General features: G+C 71.6%; 15 protein-coding genes. 5 read left to right on the top strand and 10 right to left on the bottom strand.

Annotated features, from left to right (window positions below; genetic code table 11):
• The first annotated feature begins 328 nt into the window (after positions 1-328).
• The gene (locus tag ACIRF8_RS26265; protein ID WP_404218361.1) at positions 329-898 is read left to right on the top strand and encodes a phosphatase PAP2 family protein; all 570 of its coding nucleotides are present in this window, start codon (positions 329-331) and stop codon (positions 896-898) included.
• Here the strand turns inward: ACIRF8_RS26265 and ACIRF8_RS26270 are convergent.
• From ACIRF8_RS26270 to ACIRF8_RS26305, 8 genes are all read right to left on the bottom strand, one after another.
• Positions 837-2,669 carry a chitinase gene (locus ACIRF8_RS26270; RefSeq protein ID WP_404218363.1) on the bottom strand — a complete coding sequence of 611 codons (1,833 nt, stop codon included), beginning with the start codon at positions 2,667-2,669 and terminating at the stop codon, positions 837-839. The genes ACIRF8_RS26265 and ACIRF8_RS26270 overlap by 62 nt on opposite strands.
• Before the next feature lie 121 nt (positions 2,670-2,790).
• A complete protein-coding gene (locus tag ACIRF8_RS26275) occupies positions 2,791-3,249 on the bottom strand; it encodes a hypothetical protein (protein ID WP_404218365.1) in 459 nt (152 codons plus the stop codon).
• Between the two features lie 120 nt (positions 3,250-3,369).
• Positions 3,370-4,797: an NAD(P)/FAD-dependent oxidoreductase gene (locus ACIRF8_RS26280; RefSeq protein WP_404218367.1), complete on the bottom strand. Its 1,428-nt coding sequence runs from the start codon at positions 4,795-4,797 to the stop codon at positions 3,370-3,372.
• 27 nt (positions 4,798-4,824) lie between these two features.
• Positions 4,825-5,616, bottom strand: a complete 792-nt coding sequence (locus ACIRF8_RS26285) for an ABC transporter permease (RefSeq protein ID WP_404218369.1) — start codon at positions 5,614-5,616, stop codon at positions 4,825-4,827.
• A complete protein-coding gene (locus tag ACIRF8_RS26290; RefSeq protein ID WP_404218371.1) occupies positions 5,616-6,539 on the bottom strand; it encodes an ABC transporter permease in 924 nt (307 codons plus the stop codon). Before ACIRF8_RS26290 ends, ACIRF8_RS26285 begins: the two co-directional genes overlap by 1 nt.
• Positions 6,536-7,693 (bottom strand): ABC transporter ATP-binding protein, encoded by a 1,158-nt coding sequence (locus ACIRF8_RS26295; RefSeq protein WP_404218373.1) that lies wholly within the window; start codon positions 7,691-7,693, stop codon positions 6,536-6,538. Before ACIRF8_RS26295 ends, ACIRF8_RS26290 begins: the two co-directional genes overlap by 4 nt.
• 57 nt (positions 7,694-7,750) lie before the next feature.
• Positions 7,751-9,010 carry an extracellular solute-binding protein gene (locus ACIRF8_RS26300; protein ID WP_404218375.1) on the bottom strand — a complete coding sequence of 420 codons (1,260 nt, stop codon included), beginning with the start codon at positions 9,008-9,010 and terminating at the stop codon, positions 7,751-7,753.
• An 89-nt stretch (positions 9,011-9,099) separates the two neighbouring features.
• A complete protein-coding gene (locus ACIRF8_RS26305; protein ID WP_404218377.1) occupies positions 9,100-10,653 on the bottom strand; it encodes a gamma-aminobutyraldehyde dehydrogenase in 1,554 nt (517 codons plus the stop codon).
• 217 nt (positions 10,654-10,870) lie between these two features.
• Here ACIRF8_RS26305 and ACIRF8_RS26310 point away from each other — a divergent pair, with 217 nt between their 5' ends.
• Complete coding sequence (locus ACIRF8_RS26310) at positions 10,871-11,422, top strand: NADAR family protein (RefSeq protein ID WP_404218380.1); 552 nt, start codon at positions 10,871-10,873, stop codon at positions 11,420-11,422.
• Positions 11,423-11,517: 95 nt separating this feature from the next.
• Here ACIRF8_RS26310 and ACIRF8_RS26315 read toward each other — a convergent pair whose 3' ends face one another.
• Positions 11,518-12,192 (bottom strand): DUF4190 domain-containing protein, encoded by a 675-nt coding sequence (locus ACIRF8_RS26315; RefSeq protein ID WP_404218382.1) that lies wholly within the window; start codon positions 12,190-12,192, stop codon positions 11,518-11,520.
• 117 nt (positions 12,193-12,309) lie between these two features.
• On the opposite strand from ACIRF8_RS26315, the gene ACIRF8_RS26320 reads away from it, so the two are divergent.
• The 3 genes from ACIRF8_RS26320 (at position 12,310) to ACIRF8_RS26330 (ending at position 15,378) form a co-directional block, all read left to right on the top strand.
• Positions 12,310-13,374 (top strand): adenosine deaminase, encoded by a 1,065-nt coding sequence (locus ACIRF8_RS26320; protein WP_404218772.1) that lies wholly within the window; start codon positions 12,310-12,312, stop codon positions 13,372-13,374.
• A gap of 39 nt (positions 13,375-13,413) precedes the next feature.
• Complete coding sequence (locus ACIRF8_RS26325; protein ID WP_404218384.1) at positions 13,414-14,094, top strand: glycerophosphodiester phosphodiesterase; 681 nt, start codon at positions 13,414-13,416, stop codon at positions 14,092-14,094.
• A gap of 135 nt (positions 14,095-14,229) precedes the next feature.
• A complete protein-coding gene (locus tag ACIRF8_RS26330; protein ID WP_404218387.1) occupies positions 14,230-15,378 on the top strand; it encodes a serine hydrolase domain-containing protein in 1,149 nt (382 codons plus the stop codon).
• 55 nt (positions 15,379-15,433) lie between these two features.
• Here the strand turns inward: ACIRF8_RS26330 and ACIRF8_RS26335 are convergent, their stop codons facing one another.
• Positions 15,434-16,636 (bottom strand): spermidine/putrescine ABC transporter substrate-binding protein, encoded by a 1,203-nt coding sequence (locus tag ACIRF8_RS26335; protein WP_404218389.1) that lies wholly within the window; start codon positions 16,634-16,636, stop codon positions 15,434-15,436.
• Positions 16,637-16,705 lie beyond the last annotated feature (69 nt).

Consider the following 16,705-nt stretch of genomic DNA (forward strand, 5'->3'; position numbering starts at 1 on the left):
ACCGACTGTCGCGCCCCCGCCCCCTGCCGTACGGTTTTCGCAGATGAGAGAAACACCTCGCCCACAGGGGACTGCGGGCGATGCCGGGTCGGAGCCTCCCCAGCCCCGCCCTGGTCGTGCCCTCGCGCACACACCCGGAGCTTCCGGCTCCGGAACTCCTCACCGATCGGACGGCTGCCCGCCCCACACCCCCCGGGGCGCGCGGCACGCCGGTCAGTTCGGCCGGCCCGGAACCACCCCCCCTGTTCCGGGCCGGCCGACCTTCTTCTCCGGCCTTCTCGCGGGCGTCGTCCTGCTCCTGTTCACCGGGATCACCTGGCAGGTGGCGGTGGACGGCCCGCTCCTCTCCCCCGACGAGCGCCTCGGCGACGCGATCCGCACGAGCGCGATCCCGGCCGGTCCGGCCGAATTCTTCGCCGACCTCGGCAGCATGGCCGTGGCGCTGCCGGTCCTGGCCGCCACGCTCGCCTACGTCACCTGGCGCACCCGGCACCGGCTCCCCGCCCTCACGGCGGTCGTCACCATGGCGCTGGTCCCGGCCCTCGTCGTCCCGCTCAAGGCCTGGCTCGCCCGCCCCGGCCCGCCGCCGATGGCCCCGGCGACCGGCTTCTACCCGTCGGGGCACACGGCGACGGCGGCGGTCGCGTACGGGCTCTGCGCGCTGCTGCTGTATCAGGTGCACCGGGGACGCGCGGCGGCCCACGGCCGCGTCGGGGTCGTCGTGGTCAACGCGGCCGTGGGCCTGGGGCTTGTCCGGCAGGGGTATCACTGGCCGCTGGACGTGCTCGGCAGTTGGTGCCTGTCGGTGCTGCTGCTGTGCGGCGCCGCCTACGTCCTCAGCCGAAGTAGGCGTCGAAGTTCTTCTGGAACTCCCCGTTGTTGTAGCGGTCCCAGTTGATCGACCACGTCATGAGGCCCCGCAGCGCGGGCCAGGTGCCGTGCGGGGCGTACCCGCCGCAGTCGGTCTTCTTGGTGAGGCAGTTCAGGGCCTTGTTCGTCTCGGCCGGGGAGACGTGGCCGTTGCCCGCGTTGGTCGAGGCGGGCATGCCGATGGCCACCTGGTCGGGGCGCAGCGGCGGGAAGACGTTGTTCGCGTCGCCGGCCACCGGGAAGCCCGTGAGGAGCATGTCCGTCATGGCGATGTGGAAGTCGGCGCCGCCCATGGAGTGGTACTGGTTGTCGAGGCCCATGATCGGGCCGGAGTTGTAGTCCTGGACGTGCAGGAGCGTCAGGTCGTCGCGGAGCGCGTGGATGACCGGGAGGTAGGCGCCGCAGCGCGGGTCCTGGCCACCCCATTTCCCGGTGCCGTAGAACTGGTAGCCGTTCTGCACGAAGAACGTCTCGGGGGCCATCGTCAGGACGAACCGGTCGCCGTATTTGGCCTTGAGGGTCTTGAGCGCCGAGATCAGGTTCACGATGACCGGGGTCCTCGGGTTCCTGAAGTCCGTGTCGTCGGCGTTCAGGGAGAGGGAGTGGCCCTCGAAGTCGATGTCCAGACCGTCGAGGCCGTAGGTGTCGATGATCTTCGAGACGGACGAGACGAAGGTGTCGCGGGCCGCGGTCGTGGTGAGCTGGACCTGGCCGTTCTGGCCTCCGATGGAGATGAGGACCTTCTTGCCCGCCGCCTGCTTGGCCTTGACAGCCGCCTTGAACTCGGCGTCCGACTCGACCGTGGGGCACTCGGTGACCGGGCAGCGGTCGAAGCGGATGTCGCCGGAGGTCGTCGACGTGGGTTCGCCGAACGCGAGGTCGATGACGTCCCAACTGTCGGGTACGTCGGCGAGGCGGGTGTAGCCGGCGCCGTTGGCGAAGCTCGCGTGGAGGTAGCCGACCAGGGCGTGGGCGGGGAGGCCCGAGGAGCCGCCGCCGCTGTCCGAGCCCTTGGCGGTGGTCGCCGTGACCGTCGCGGACCTCGGGGACTCGCCCGCGTCGTTGAGCGCCGTCACCTGGTAGCTGTACGCGGTGGCGGGGGTCAGCCCTGTGACGGTCGTGGACGTGCCGGTCACCGTGCGGGACCTGGTGCCGTCGGCGTAGAGCGCGTAGCTCGTCGCGCCGGGGACGGCCGTCCAGGACAGGGCGATGCTCGTGGAGGTGACCGGACCGGCCTTGAGGCCCGTGGGCGCGGTCGGCGGGACGGGGGCCTCGGTGCCCGGGCCGGTCAGGGTGAGGTCGTCGGCGTAGTAGGCCGGGGAGCCGTACCAGCCGTGGGTGTAGATGGTGACCTTGGTCGTGGCCGGGCCGGTGCGGAACGTCGTCGTCAGCTTCTGCCAGTCGGCTGCCGACGGGGTCCAGGTCGACACGTCGGTGGTGCCGGTGCCGCTCGCGCCGAGGTAGACGTAGGAGCCGCGGACGTGGCCGGACAGGGTGTAGGCGGCGTCCGGTTTCACGGTGACGGTCTGGGCGCACTGGGCGTTGTCGGCGGCGGTCGGGGTGGCCCGGAGGGCCGAGGTGCCGCTGTGCACCGGGGAGGTGACGGTGGTCCCGCTGTTCGCCGAGCAGGTCCAGCCGGTGAGGGACGACTCGAAGCCGCCGTTCCTGGCCAGGTCGGTGTCGGCCGCGCCCGCCGGGGTGGCCGACAGGGCGGTGAGGCAGGTCGCGGCGAGGGCCGCGGCCGTGAGCGCGGTGAGCAGGGGGCGCCGTCTGCGGATACGGGGTCTGGGACGGTTCATGGGTGCCTCCGGGCAGGGCGGGGGACGGGCACGGCGGGGAAGCGGGCACGGTGGGAAACGGGCCCGACAGCGCGCCCAACTTGGTCCAGACCAATCCGCTTGTCAAGACCCTCCGTCGCCCCTAATCCCCCTGCCTCCGGCCCAGTTGGGCCGCCGCCTCGTGCATCGCGAGTTCGAGCACGCCGGGATCGGTGAGCGTGCCGGAGCCGTCCGGCGGCACCAGCCAGCGCACCTCGCCGCGGGCCCGGCCCGGGTAGGGCACCACGATCCAGGTGCCGCTGCCCGCGGTGCGCACCCCCGTACCGAGCCAGCGGGCGGCCGTGCCCGCCGGTACGAAGAACCCCATACGGGCATCGCCGAAGTCCGCGAGCACCGGGCCCGGGCGGTCGATGACCCGGGTCAGGACGTCGAGCGTGGGGTAACCCAGCTCCCCCGGGAGGATCAGCACGTCCCACCGCACTCCCGCGGGCAGCAGCGCCACCCCGAGCGGATTGCGCTCCCACTCCCAGCGGCACGCCTGCGGATCCGGCGCCACCGCCGCCAGCCACTCGACCGCCGCCTTGTCCCCCGAGCCCGCCATGGGGACCTCCCTCTCCACTTCGTCGCGAACGTGACACGAGGGAGAGGGGGCACAGGGCCGGGCATTACGCGGGTTCGGGCTCCTTCTTGACGGCCGACGCGCGAGGCGGGGCCGGGCGGGTCAACTGTCGAAGCCCAGGCCCAGTCCGTCCATCGCCCTCAGCCACAGGTTGCGGCGGCCGGCGCGGGCGTCGGCGCGGGCCAGGGACCACTTGGTGAGGGCGATGCCGGTGTACGCGAACGGCTCGGGCGGGAACGGGAGCGGCTTCGTGCGGACCATCTCCAGCTCCGTACGTTCCGTGCGCTCGCCCGACAGCAGGTCGAGCATGACGTCCGCGCCGAACCGGGTCGCGCCGACGCCGAGCCCGGTGTACCCGGCGGCGTAGGCGACGCGCCCGCCGTGGGCGGTGCCGAAGAACGCCGAGAAGCGGGAGCACGTGTCGATGGCGCCGCCCCACGCGTGCGTGAAGCGCACCCCCGCCAACTGCGGGAAGCAGGTGAAGAAGTGCTCCGCGAGCTTGGCGTACGTCTCCGGGCGATGGTCGTGCTCCGCACGGACGCGACCGCCGTACGGGTAGATCGCGTCGTAGCCGCCCCACAGGATCCGGTTGTCCGCCGACAGCCGGAAGTAGTGGAACTGGTTGGCCGCGTCCCCGAGCCCCTGCCGGTTCTTCCAGCCGATCGACGCCAGGTGCTCCGCGGTCAGGGGTTCGGTCATGAGCGCGTAGTCGTAGACCGGGACCGTGTACGCGCGCACCCGCTTGACCAGCGAGGGGAAGACGTTCGTGCCGAGGGCCGCGTGCCGGGCGAAGACCCGGCCGTAGGGGGTGCGGACCGCCACCCCGGCGCCGTGGGAGGCCAGTCGGGTGGCGGGCGTGTGCTCGTAGATGCGTACGCCGAGGTCGGCGCAGGCCCGTTTGAGGCCCCACGCGAGCTTCGCCGGGTTGAGCAGGGCGACGCCGGTGCGGTCGTGCAGGGCGCCGAGGAAGGTCGGCGAGGCGACCTGTTCGCGTACCTCGTCCGCGCCCAGGAGCTCCAGCCCGCCGGCGAGCCCCGCCTCGTTCAACTCCGCGTAGTAATCGCGCAGTTCGGTGACCTGGTGCGGCTGTGTCGCCACGTCCAGCTCGCCGGTGCGCTCGAAGTCGCAGTCGAGGGAGTAGCGGGCGACGGCCTCCTCGATGGCGTCGAGGTTGGCGGCGCCCAGCTCCTCCAGCTTCTTGATCTCGCCGGGCCAGCGGGTGAGCCCGTTCGCCGTGCCGTGGGTGAGGGAGGCGGCGCAGAAACCGCCGTTGCGCCCGGACGCGGCCCAGCCGATCTCGCGGCCCTCGACGAGGACGACGTCACGGCCCGGGTCGCGCTCCTTGGCGAGCAGCGCCGTCCACAGGCCGCTGTAGCCGCCGCCGACGACCAGCAGGTCGCAGCGCTCGTCGCCGGTGAGGGCGGGGCGGGCCTCCGGCCTGCCCGGGTCGTCCAGCCAGTACGGGACGGGCTTGGCGTCGGCGAGCGACGCGGTCCAGCGGTTGACGCGATTCATGGCTCCAGCGGCCATGATTCCAACTCCCTCGATACTTGGTGACTAGTTCGCTGTTCTGTTCTTGCGTCTGCCGACCATCATTCCGGTCAGCACGCACAGTACGGCGACGAGGAACATGGCCGTACCGATGACATTGATCTGCACGGGCGTGCCGCGCTGCGCCGATCCCCAGACGAACATGGGGAAGGTGACCGTCGAGCCCGCGTTGAAATTCGTGATGATGAAATCGTCGAAGGAGAGCGCGAAGGCGAGCAGCGCGCCCGCCGCGATACCCGGTGCCGCGATCGGCAGCGTCACGCGGAGAAAGGTCTGGACGGGACCGGCGTACAGATCCTGCGCGGCCTGCTCCAGGCGCGGGTCCATCGACATCACGCGCGCCTTCACGGCCGTCACCACGAAGCTCAGGCAGAACATGATGTGGGCGATGAGGATGGTCCAGAAGCCCAGTTGGGCGCCCATGTTGAGGAAGAGCGTGAGCAGCGAGGCCGCCATCACGACCTCCGGCATCGCCATCGGCAGGAAGATCAGCGAGTTGACCGCGCCCCGCGCCCGGAACCGGTACCGCACGAGCGCGAAGGCGATCATCGTGCCGAGGACCGTCGCGCCGAGGGTCGCCCAGACCGCGATCCGCAGGCTGAGCGACAGCGAGCCGCACATGTCGGCGACACCGCACGGATTCTTCCAGGCGTCGAGCGAGAACTGCTGCCACTCGTAATTGAAGCGGCCTCTTGGTTTGTTGAAGGAGAAGACGGTGACGACGACGTTCGGCAGGAGCAGATAGGCGAGCGTGATCAGGCCCGCTATCACCACGAGGTTCTTCCGCAGCCAGCGCATCAGACGAGGTCCTCCGTTCCGGACCGGCGGATGTAGACGGTGACCATGACGAGAATGGCCGCCATGAGGATGAAGGACAGGGCCGCCGCCGTCGGGTAGTCGAGGATGCGCAGGAACTGCGTCTGGATGACGTTGCCGACCATGCGGGTGTCGGTGGAGCCGAGCAGGTCCGCGTTGACGTAGTCGCCGGCCGCCGGGATGAAGGTGAGCAGGGTGCCGGAGACGACGCCGGGCATCGACAGCGGGAAGGTCACCTTGCGGAAGGTGGTCGCGGGTGAGGCGTACAGGTCACCGGCGGCTTCGTGGAGCCGGCCGTCGATGCGCTCCAGGGAGGTGTAGAGCGGCAGGATCATGAACGGCAGGAAGTTGTAGGTGAGTCCGCACACCACCGCGAGCGGTGTGGCGAGGACCCGGTCGCCCTCGGTCATGCCGAGCCAGGTCGTGACGTCGAGCAGGTGCAGGGTGTTGAGGGCTCCGACGACGGGCCCGCCGTCCGCGAGGATCGTCTTCCAGGCGAGCGTACGGATCAGGAAGCTGGTGAAGAACGGCGCGACGACCAGGACCAGGACGACGTTGCGCCAGCGGCCCGCGCGGAACGCGATGAGGTAGGCCAGCGGGTAGCCGAGCAGCAGGCACAGGAGCGTGGCGCAGCCCGCGTAGAGGACGGAGCGCAGGAACTGCGGGTAGTAGTCGGCCAGCGCGTCCCAGTACGTGGCGAAGTGCCAGGTGACCTTGAAGCCGTCCTCCAGGGAACCCTCCTGGACGGAGGTGGAGGCCTGGTAGACCATCGGCAGGGCGAAGAAGACGACCAGCCAGAGGATGCCGGGCAGCAGCAGCCAGTACGGGACGAGGCGGCCACGGCGCCGGGGCCCTCGCGGGGTCTGGGTGGGCGCCGCCGGGGGCGCGTCGGTGAGCGTGCTCATGCGGCCGTGTCCTCCGCGACCTTCTCGACGCCCGCAGCGGCGTCCTGCGCGGCGTCGAGCCCGAAGGTGTGGGCCGGGTTCCAGTGCAGGACGACCTCGGTGCCGGGCACGAGCCGGGCGTCCCGCTCGATGTTCTGGGCGTACACCTCGAAGGCGTCGCAGAGCGGACTGTCGACGACGTACTGCGTGGAGACGCCGATGAAGCTGGAGTCGGCGATGCGGCCGGTGATGCGGTTGCGGCCGTCGGGGATCGCGCCCGCGTCGTCGGCGTGGGTGAGCGAGATCTTCTCGGGCCGTACGCCGAGCAGGACCTTGCCGCCCGTGGTGGTGGGGGCGGAACATCGCGCGGCGGGCAGGACGAGCTTGCCGTCGCCCGCCTTCAGCGTCAGGTCCTCGCCCGAGCGACCGGCGATCTCGGCCTCGATGAAGTTCGAGGTGCCGAGGAAGTTGGCGACGAAGGTGGAGCCCGGGTTCTCGTAGAGGTCGGTGGGGGCGCCGAGCTGTTCGACGCGGCCCCGGTTCATCACGGCGACGGTGTCGGCCATGGTCATGGCCTCCTCCTGGTCGTGCGTGACGTGGACGAAGGTGATGCCGACCTCGGTCTGGATGCGCTTGAGCTCCAGTTGCATCTGGCGGCGCAGCTTGAGGTCGAGGGCGCCGAGCGGCTCGTCGAGCAGCAACACCTTGGGGTGGTTGATGAGGGCGCGGGCCACGGCGACACGCTGCTGCTGGCCGCCGGAGAGCTGCTGCGGCTTCTTGCGGATGTGCTCGCCGAGCTGCACCAGGTCGAGCATCTCCTCGACCTGCTTCTTCACCGACTTGATGCCGCGCCGGCGCAGGCCGAAGGCGACGTTCTCGAAGATGTCCAGGTGCGGGAAGAGCGCGTAGGACTGGAAGACGGTGTTCACCGGCCGCTTGTAGGGCGGGAGCGCGGTGACGTCCTGGTCGCCGAGGTGCACCGTTCCCGTGGTCGGTTCCTCCAGGCCGGCGATCATGCGCAGCGTGGTGGTCTTGCCGCAGCCGGAGGCGCCGAGCAGCGCGAAGAAGGAGCCCTGCGGCACGGTGAGGTCCAGCGGCCGGACGGCGGTGAACCCGTTGCCGTACGTCTTGCTGATCCCGGTGAGACGGACGTCGCCGCCGTGGTCGGTCGTCATGGTTGCAGTCCAAGGAGTCTGGGGACGGGGGCAGGGGGCGCGGGCCGGTCCGGTGGCTCAGCCGCCGGAGAGCTGGGCGAACTTCTCCTCGAACGCCGTCTCTTCCTTCGCGGTCAGCGAGCGGAAGCTGTGCGCCTTGGCCGCCATCGCCTTGTCGGGGACGATGAGGGGGTCGTTCGCGACGTCCTTGTCGATCTTGGCGAGTTCGGGCCTGACGACGCTCCCGTCGAGCGGGGTGACGTAGTTGATCCAGGCGGCGAGGCGGGCGCCGACAGCCGGCTCGTAGTAGTAGTCCATGAGCTTCTCGGCGTTCGTCTTGTGCCGCGCCTTGTTCGGGACCAGCATGTTGTCGGTCGAGGAGAGGTAACCGGCGTCCGGGATCGCGAACTCGATGTGCGGGTTGTCCGCCTGGAGCTGCACCACGTCACCGGCCCAGGCGAGACAGGCCGCCAGGTCGCCCTTGCTGAGGTCGGCGATGTAGTCGTTGCCGGTGAAGCGGCGGACCTGCTTCTTGTCGACGGCCTTCTGGAGGCGGGCGATCGCCGCGTCGAAGTCGTCCGCCCGGAAGTCGCGCGGGTCCTTGCCGAGGTCGAGCAGGGTCATGCCGACGGTGTCGCGCATCTCGGAGAGCAGCCCGACCCTGCCCTTCAGCTTCGGGTCGTCGAGGAGCTGCGCGACCGAGGTGACCTTCTTCCCGCCCGTGGCCTTCGTGTTGTACGCGATGACCGTGGCGATGCCCTGCCACGGGTAGGAGTAGGCGCGGCCCGGGTCCCAGTCGGGGTCGCGGAACTGTCCGGCCAGGTTGGTGTACGCGTGCGGGAGATGCGCCGGGTCGAGCCTTTGCACCCAGCCGTAGCGGATGAGACGGGCGGCGAGCCAGTCGGTGAGGACGAGGAGGTCGCGGCCGGTGTCCTGGCCCGCCGCGAGCTGCGGCTTGATCTTGCCGAAGAACTCGACGTTGTCGTTGATGTCCTCGGTGTACTTGACCTCGATCCCGGTCCGCCTGGTGAACGCCTCCAGGCTCGGCCGGTGCTTCTCGTCGTCGCTCATGTCGATGTACTCGGTCCAGTTGGAGAAGGTGAGTCGTTTCTCCTTGGCCGAGTGGTCCTCGGACGAGACGCCGCCCTGCGTCTTGCCCGCGGCCGGGATGCCGCAGGCGCTCAGCGTCCCGATCCCGCCGACGGCGAGCGCGCCACCGGCCGAACCGCGCAGCAGGGAGCGCCGGGAGAGCGCCGCCCTGGCACGGCTGTTCCTGACGCTGCGCCGTACGGCGGCCACTTGGGCTGGGGACAGGCGGTCGGGCTCGTACTGCTCCATGCGCGTGGTGCCCTTTCGGGAGGCCCTTGCCGGAGGCGGAGCGGCCGTTGGTCGGGCGGCCTCTCCCGTCCCCGGTGACGGGAGGTCGATTACGGTCGGTCCCCGAAGACGGTGCGGTGCCAGTCCTTCCGGGCCACCGCGGTGTTGTCGAACATGACGTGCTTGATCTGCGTGTACTCCTCGAAGGAGTACGCGGACATGTCCTTGCCGAAGCCGGACGCCTTGTAGCCGCCGTGCGGCATCTCGCTGAGGATCGGGATGTGGTCGTTGACCCATACGCAGCCCGCCTCGATCTCGCGGGTGGCGCGGTTCGCGCGGAACACGGACCGGGTCCAGGCGGAGGCGGCGAGGCCGTAGGGGGTGTCGTTGGCGAGCCGGATCCCCTCCTCGTCACTGTCGAAGGGCAGCACGACGAGGACGGGCCCGAAGATCTCGGCCTGGACGATCTCGCTGTCCTGCGCGGCGTCGGCGACGAGGGTGGGCAGGTAGTAGGCGCCGCGCGCGAGCGTGCCCCCGGGGATCTCGCCGCCGGTGACCACGCGCGCGTAGCCGCGCGCCCGGTCGACGAAACCGGCGACGCGGTCACGGTGGGCGTGCGAGATGAGCGGCCCGAGGTCGGTGTCGGCGGCGAAGGGGTCGCCGGTCCTGACCGTCCGCATGAGGTCGGCGACCCCGGACACGAAGGCGTCGTAGAGCGGGCGTTGCACGTACGCGCGCGTGGCGGCGGTGCAGTCCTGCCCGGTGTTGATGAGGGCGCCCGCGACGGCGCCGTGCACGGCGGCCTCCAGGTCGGCGTCGTCGAACACGACGAAGGGGGCCTTGCCGCCGAGTTCCAGGTGCAGTCGCTTCACGGTGGCGGTGGCGATCTCGGCGACGCGCTTGCCGACGCCGGTGGACCCGGTGAAGGAGGTCATGGCGACGCCGGGATGGCCGACCAGGTGCTCGCCCGCGTCCCGGCCCGCGCCGGTGACGACGTTGACGACGCCGTCGGGGATCCCGGCCTCGGTCGCGGCCCGCGCGAAGAGGAGCGAGGTGAAGGGGGTCAGCTCGGCGGGCTTGAGGACGACGGTGTTGCCCGCGGCGATGGCGGGCAGCACCTTCCAGGCGGCCATCTGCAACGGGTAGTTCCAGGGGGCGACGGACCCGACGACGCCGATGGCCTCGCGGCGTACGTACGAGGTGTGGTCCGCGCTGTACTCACCGGCCGACTGGCCTTGCAGGTGCCGGGCGGCGCCCGCGAAGAACGCGGTGTTGTCGACGGTCCCGGGGACGTCGAACTCGCGGCTCAGCTTGAGGGGCTTTCCGCACTGGAGCGACTCCAGGCGCGCCAGCTCCTCGGCCCGCTCGGCCAGCACGCCCGCGAACCGGTGCATGGCGTCGGAGCGCTCGCCGGGCGTCGCGCCCGACCACGCGGGGAAAGCGGCCCGGGCGGCGGCGACGGCGGCGTCCACGTCGCCCGCGCCCGCCAGTTCGTAGCGGTACACCTCCTCGCCCGTGGCGGGGTCGACGACGGCGTGGGTCCGGCCCGAGGCGCCCTTGACCAGGCGTCCCGCGACGAAGTTCGCCCCGTCGGCGAAGCGTTCCCGCGCGGCGGCGGCGACGGACGCGGCGGTGAGGTCGTGGGCCGAGGTGGGGTTGTGCATGAGTGCTCGCTCTCGCTCTCCTCCGTCGGCGTCCCGTCCCGCAGGCACCGACGTGGCTCCAGCTCGATTTGAGTGCCGATCCTGACAGAGGGCCCGTACTCCAACAAGTGATTCCGTTGTTGCCTTTTGGTTACGCGACGGAATCTGTCGACCAGATGTCGAGTTCCCCTCAAAAACCCAGGACGGAGTGTCAGTGGTGCGTGCCAGACTCGCGTGCATGGAGATCGACAGCAGGGAATCGCTGGTCGCGGCCCTCGCTGCGGGGGCACGCGTGAAGTATCTGCACTTCTGGGGGCATGCGCCGCGCAAGGACGGTGCGCTGGGCGCCAGTTGCCTGAGTCAGTGGTGGCCGTCGCCGTTCACGGTGGACGGCGTGGAGTACGCGACGGCGGAGCACTGGATGATGGCGGCGAAGGCGCGGCTGTTCGGTGACGCGGAGGCCGAGCGGGCGGTGCTGGCGGCGGAGCACCCGTCCCAGGCGAAGAACGCGGGCCGCCTGGTGCGCGGCTTCGACGACGCGGTGTGGCGGCGGGAGCGGTTCCGCACCGTCGTCGAGGGCAGCGTCCACAAGTTCGCGGCCGACGCGGACCTGCGCGACTTCCTGCTCGGCACGGGCGAGCGGGTGCTGGTGGAGGCGAGCCCGGTGGACCGGATCTGGGGCATCGGCCTCGCGGCGGACGACACGGCGGCGCAGGACCCCCGGACATGGAGAGGACCGAACCTGCTGGGGTTCGCGCTGATGGCGGCGCGGCAGCGGCTGCGCGCCTGACACGCGGACGGGCCCGGGGCGGTGTCCCCGCCCGCGAGCCCGCCCCTCGGTCCTGTGGTTCTGCCGGTCCTGCGGTTCTGCCGGTCCTGCTGCTCCTAGGCGTTGAGCCCGATCAGCAGCACGATGAACCCGATGCCCACGACGAGCCCGAACGAGCCGCAGATGATGCCGGTCAGCGCCTGCCCCGGGTTGGCCGCCTCGCCGCGCTTGGCCTTGCCCCGGCCGATGATGCCGAAGACGATGCCGAGGATGCCCAGGATGATGGCGACCGGCCACATCATGCACAGCACGGCGGAGACGATGCCGGTCACCATCGCGGTGACCCCGATGCCGTTGCTCGGCTGCGCAGGCATCCCGCCGGGCCAGCCGTACTGAGGGGCCGCTCCGTACGGCGCGGGCTGCTGGCCCGGGTAGCCGAACTGCGGGGCGCCCTGCTGGTAGCTCCCGTACGACGGCAGGCCCGGCCCCCCGGGCGCGACCGGCGGGGGCGGCACCGGACCGCCACCGTGCTGGGCCGGGGGCGCCGCGTACGGGGACTGCGGCGCCTGCGGGGCGTAGGGCGACTGCGGAGCCTGCGGGGCGTAGGGCGACTGGGGAGCCTGCGGCGGCTGGGGTGCCTGCGGGGGGCGTGGCGCCTGCTGCGCGGGCATCGCCGTCACCGTCTGGCTGTCGTGCAGGCCACGGGCGTCCGGCCCGTTCGGCTGCTGTGCCGCCGCGTCCTGCGGCGCGTCCCAGGGGCCCTTGCCCTGTGGTGTGGTGCCGCCTGCCATGTGAAGCGCCCCCTTAGGTCGTCGTCCCGACATGCTACGGGGCCCGCCCACGGCCCCGGTCCCGCCCACCGGCGGCCGGTACGCCCCCGCATACGATGCCGGGGACCCGATCAGCCGATCACCCGAGTTCCTGGGGAGGAACCGTTGAGCCAGAGCCTCCAGACCTTCATCGCCGGCCTGCCGAAAGCCGAACTCCACGTGCACCACGTGGGCTCCGCCTCCCCCAGGATCGTCTCGGCGCTCGCCGCCCGGCACCCCGACTCCAAGGTGCCCGCGGACCCCGAGGCCCTCGCGGACTTCTTCACCTTCCAGGACTTCGCGCACTTCATCACCGTGTACCTGTCCGTGGTCGACCTGATCCGTACGCCGGAGGACGTGCGCCTGCTCACCTACGAGGTGGCCCGTGACATGGCCCGGCAGAACGTGCGCTACGCCGAGCTGACCCTCACCCCCTTCTCCTCCACCCACCGCGGCATCGACGCCCGCGCCTTCATGGACGCCATCGAGGACGCCCGCAAGGCCGCCGAGTCGGAGTTCGGCACGGTCCTTCGCTGGTGCTTCGACATCCCCGGCGAGGCGGGCCTGGAGGCGGCCGAGGAGACGACGCGCCTCGCGACCGACGACGCGCTGCGCCCCGAGGGCCTGGTCTCGTTCGGGCTCGGCGGCCCCGAGATCGGCGTCCCCCGGCCCCAGTTCAAGCCCTACTTCGACCGCGCGCTCGCGGCCGGTCTGCGCTCCGTGCCGCACGCCGGTGAGACGACCGGGCCGGAGACCGTGTGGGACGCGCTGACCTACCTGGGCGCCGAGCGCATCGGCCACGGCACGTCCAGCGCCCAGGACCCCAAGCTGCTCGCGCACCTCGCCGAGCGCGGGATCCCGCTGGAGGTCTGCCCGACCTCGAACGTCGCGACCCGCGCCGTGGCCGGCCTCGACGAGCACCCGCTGCGGCGGTTCGTGGACGCGGGCGTGACCGTCACGATCAACTCGGACGACCCGCCGATGTTCTCCACGGACCTCAACAACGAGTACGCGGTCGCCGCCCGCCTCCTCGACCTCGACGAGCGGGGCCTGGCCGAGCTGGCGAAGAACGCGGTGCGCGCCTCCTTCCTCGACGAGCCCGGCAAGGCCCGGATCAGCGCGGAGATCGACACGTACACGCAGGACTGGCTCTCCGAGGCGTAACCGCACCCGGAACCCGTGGCCCACCACACAATGGTGGCCATGCGCACTGTGACTGTCGTGGCCCACCGGGGCGATCCCTACCGCGTCCGCGAGAACACCCTGCCCTCCCTGCGCTCGGCGCTGGACAGGGGCGCGGACGCGGTGGAGATCGACGTCCGCCTGACCCGCGACGGCGTCCCCGTCCTCCTGCACGACTCCACGCTCAAGCGCCTGTGGGAGCACGAACGCCCGTTGTCGGCCCTCTCCGCCGACGAGGTGCGCGGACTGACGGCGGACGGCGTACCCACCCTCGTCGACGCCCTCGGCGGGACCGCCGGGGCCCGGGTGATGGTCGACCTGCCCGGCGCGGACACCGAAGCGGTCCGCACCGTCATCGGCACCGTCCGGGACTGCGGCGCCGAGGAGCGCGTCTACTACTGCGCGGGCGCCAAGGCCATGCTCAGGGTGCGGGCCGAGGACCCGGCCGCCGAGATCGCCCTGACCTGGACGTCACTCGCCCCGCCCCGCCGCGCCCTGCTCGACGCGATCCGCCCGCGCTGGCTCAACTACCGCTTCCCGCTGGTCAGCCGGGACCTGGCGGCCCGCGTCCACCGCGACGGCTGCCTGGTCTCCGCCTGGACCCCGGACACCCGCCGCTCGATGCGCCGGCTGATCGACGCGGGCGCGGACTCGATCACCACCAACCGCGTCGACGTACTGGCAGCTCTGCGCACCGCGTGACCCGCACCCCCTAGGGGTCCGGCGCGGCGCGAACCAGGGTCCGGCTCCTCCCGGGCGACGAGTCGGCGGGGACGGGCGCCGCCGAGGATGGTGCGTGTTGGCCACACGGGTCAACTCCTTCACCAGGAGGCCCCTTTGAAGCGCCGCGCTGTTCTCGCCCTGTCCGCGTCGGCCGCCCTCGGCGCGGTCGCCGTGCCGCTCGCGGCGGCCCCGGCACAGGCCGCGCCAGCCGCCACCGCCGCTCCCGCGCCCGGCGCCCCCGACGCCAAGGCGCTGGCCGCGGCCGTCGCCGGGCTGCCCGGCGCCGACGCCACCTCGGCCCTGGTCCGGGTCGGCGGCAGCGGCGGGTCCTGGCACGGGTCGGGCGGGGTGCACGACCTGGACTCGGGGCGGGCCGCCGACGAGCACGCCCGTTTCCGGGCCGGATCGACGACCAAGGTAGTCACGGCCGCGGCGGTGCTCCGGCTCGCGGCGGACGGCAGGCTGAACCTGAACGCCCCGGTGCAGCGCTACCTTTCCGGCCTCTTCCACGGCACCGCCTTCCACCACCCCGTCTCGGTGCGGCAGTTGCTCGACCACACGAGCGGCATCCAGCCCGGCGACGGCTGGGGCGAGTCGTTCGCCGAGGTGTACGCGCACCGCTTCGACGTCTTCCCGGTGCGGCGCGTGGTCGCCTCCGCGCTCGCCAAGGGCCCGGAGTTCCGTCCGGGCCGGCAGCAGCACTACCTCAACATCAACTACACGCTGCTCGGCATGCTGATCGAGCGCGTGACAGGACGCCCGTACGAGGAGGTCGCGACGCGGCTGGTGCTGCGCCCGGCCGGGATGCGCGACACGTCCTTCCCCGGCGACGACCCACTGATCCACGGCCCGCACAACCGCGGGTACCAGCGCGTGGGCGGCGAGTTCGTCGACGTCACGGAGTGGGTGCAGAGCGACCGGTGGGCCGCGGGCGACATGATCTCCACGACGGCCGACCTGGAGCACTTGCTGACCTCGCTGTTCCGCGGGCGGATCGTGCCCGCGCCGCAGTTGCGGGAGATGTTCCGGCTGCCGCCCGGCGTCGAGGGCGCGACGATGAGCGCGGGCCTGGAGCGGTTGACGGTCGACGGCACGGTGTACTGGGGCAAGTCCGGCGCGCGCTACGGGTACGCGAGCGCGCTCGCGGCGACCCGCGACCTGTCCAGGACCGTGGTCTACTGCGTCGGCGCCACGGACGCCAAGGCGGAGGGCACGAACCCGGTGGCCCAGCGCATCATCATGGCCGCCACCGCCGACGCCTGACCGCGCCCAGCGCCGCGGCCGTCTCCACCCGGCCCTCCGCCCCGCCGTGCGTGCCCTACAACCCGGCGATCGCGTTCCACCGCTGCGCGAACTCCGTCCGCTCCGACGACCTGATGTCCCGCGCGACGGCGAGCCGCGAGCGCATCGCGTCGTCGGGGAAGATCAGCGGGTCCTCGGCGAGTTCGGCGGTCTCCCGGTCCTCGGCGGAGGCGAGGATGTCGCGCGCGGCCGGGACGGGACAGACGTAGTTGACCCAGGCGGCCAGCTCGGCGGCGACCTCGGGCTCGTAGTAGTAGTCGATCAGGCGCTCGGCGCTGGCCTTGTGGTCGGCGAGGTTCGGGATCATCAGGGACTCGGACCACAGCTCGGCGCCTTCCTCGGGGACGACGAACTCGATGTCGGGGTCGTCGGCCTGGAGCTGGATGATGTCACCGCTGTACGCCTGGCACGCGAGGACGTCACCGCTCGACAGATCCTTGATGTAGTCGTTGCCGGTGAAACGGCGGATGTGCCGCTCCTTCACCAGCTTCTCGACCTGGTCGCAGATCCGGTGGAAGTCGTCGGCGGTCCACCGGGTGATGTCGACGCCGTTGCCCTGCATGAGCAGCGCGAAGGACTCGTCGAGCCCGGAGAGCAGGGTGACGCGCCCCTTGAGGTCGTCGGCCCACAGGTCGGAGACGTGCCGGATCTCGCGGCCCAGCCGGCGCTTGTTGTAGGCGATGCCGGTGATGCCGGACTGCCACGGCACGGTGTACTCGCGGCCCGGGTCGAAGGCGGGGGAACGCAGCAGCGGGTCCAGGTACCTGGTGACGTTCGGCTGGCGCGCGCGGTCCATCTCCTGGACCCAGCCGAGGCGTACGAAGCGGGAGCACATCCAGTCGGAGACGACGAGGAGGTCGCGGCCGGTCTTCTGATGGTTCATCAGCGAGGGGCTGACCTTGCCGAAGAACTCGTCGTTGTCGTTGATCTCCTCGGTGTACCTGACCTGGATGCCGGTCCGCTTCTCGAACGCGTCGAGCGTGGGCCGCCGCGCCGGATCGTCGTCGTCCACGTCGATGTAGAGCGGCCAGTTCGCCCAGGTCAGCCGCTTGTCGGAGGCGGAGCGGTCCTGGGCGGAGCGGTCCCCGGGCGCGACGTACGCGGCCGGCACCCCGCACCCGGCGGTGAGGGCGCCGACGGCCACGGCCCCGGCACCACCACCGAGGGCGCGCAGCAGGGAACGACGGGTGACCTGGGGAGTGACGCGGTTGGCTCGCACGCCCGCAGGATGCCGTCGCGGTCGGACCGGGGGCAATGGACGCTGCGTCGAGCACCGGCCGCCGCAGCC

Source organism: Streptomyces sp. NPDC102406, assembly GCF_044765725.1.
In the GTDB taxonomy this organism is placed as follows: Bacteria; Actinomycetota; Actinomycetes; order Streptomycetales; family Streptomycetaceae; genus Streptomyces.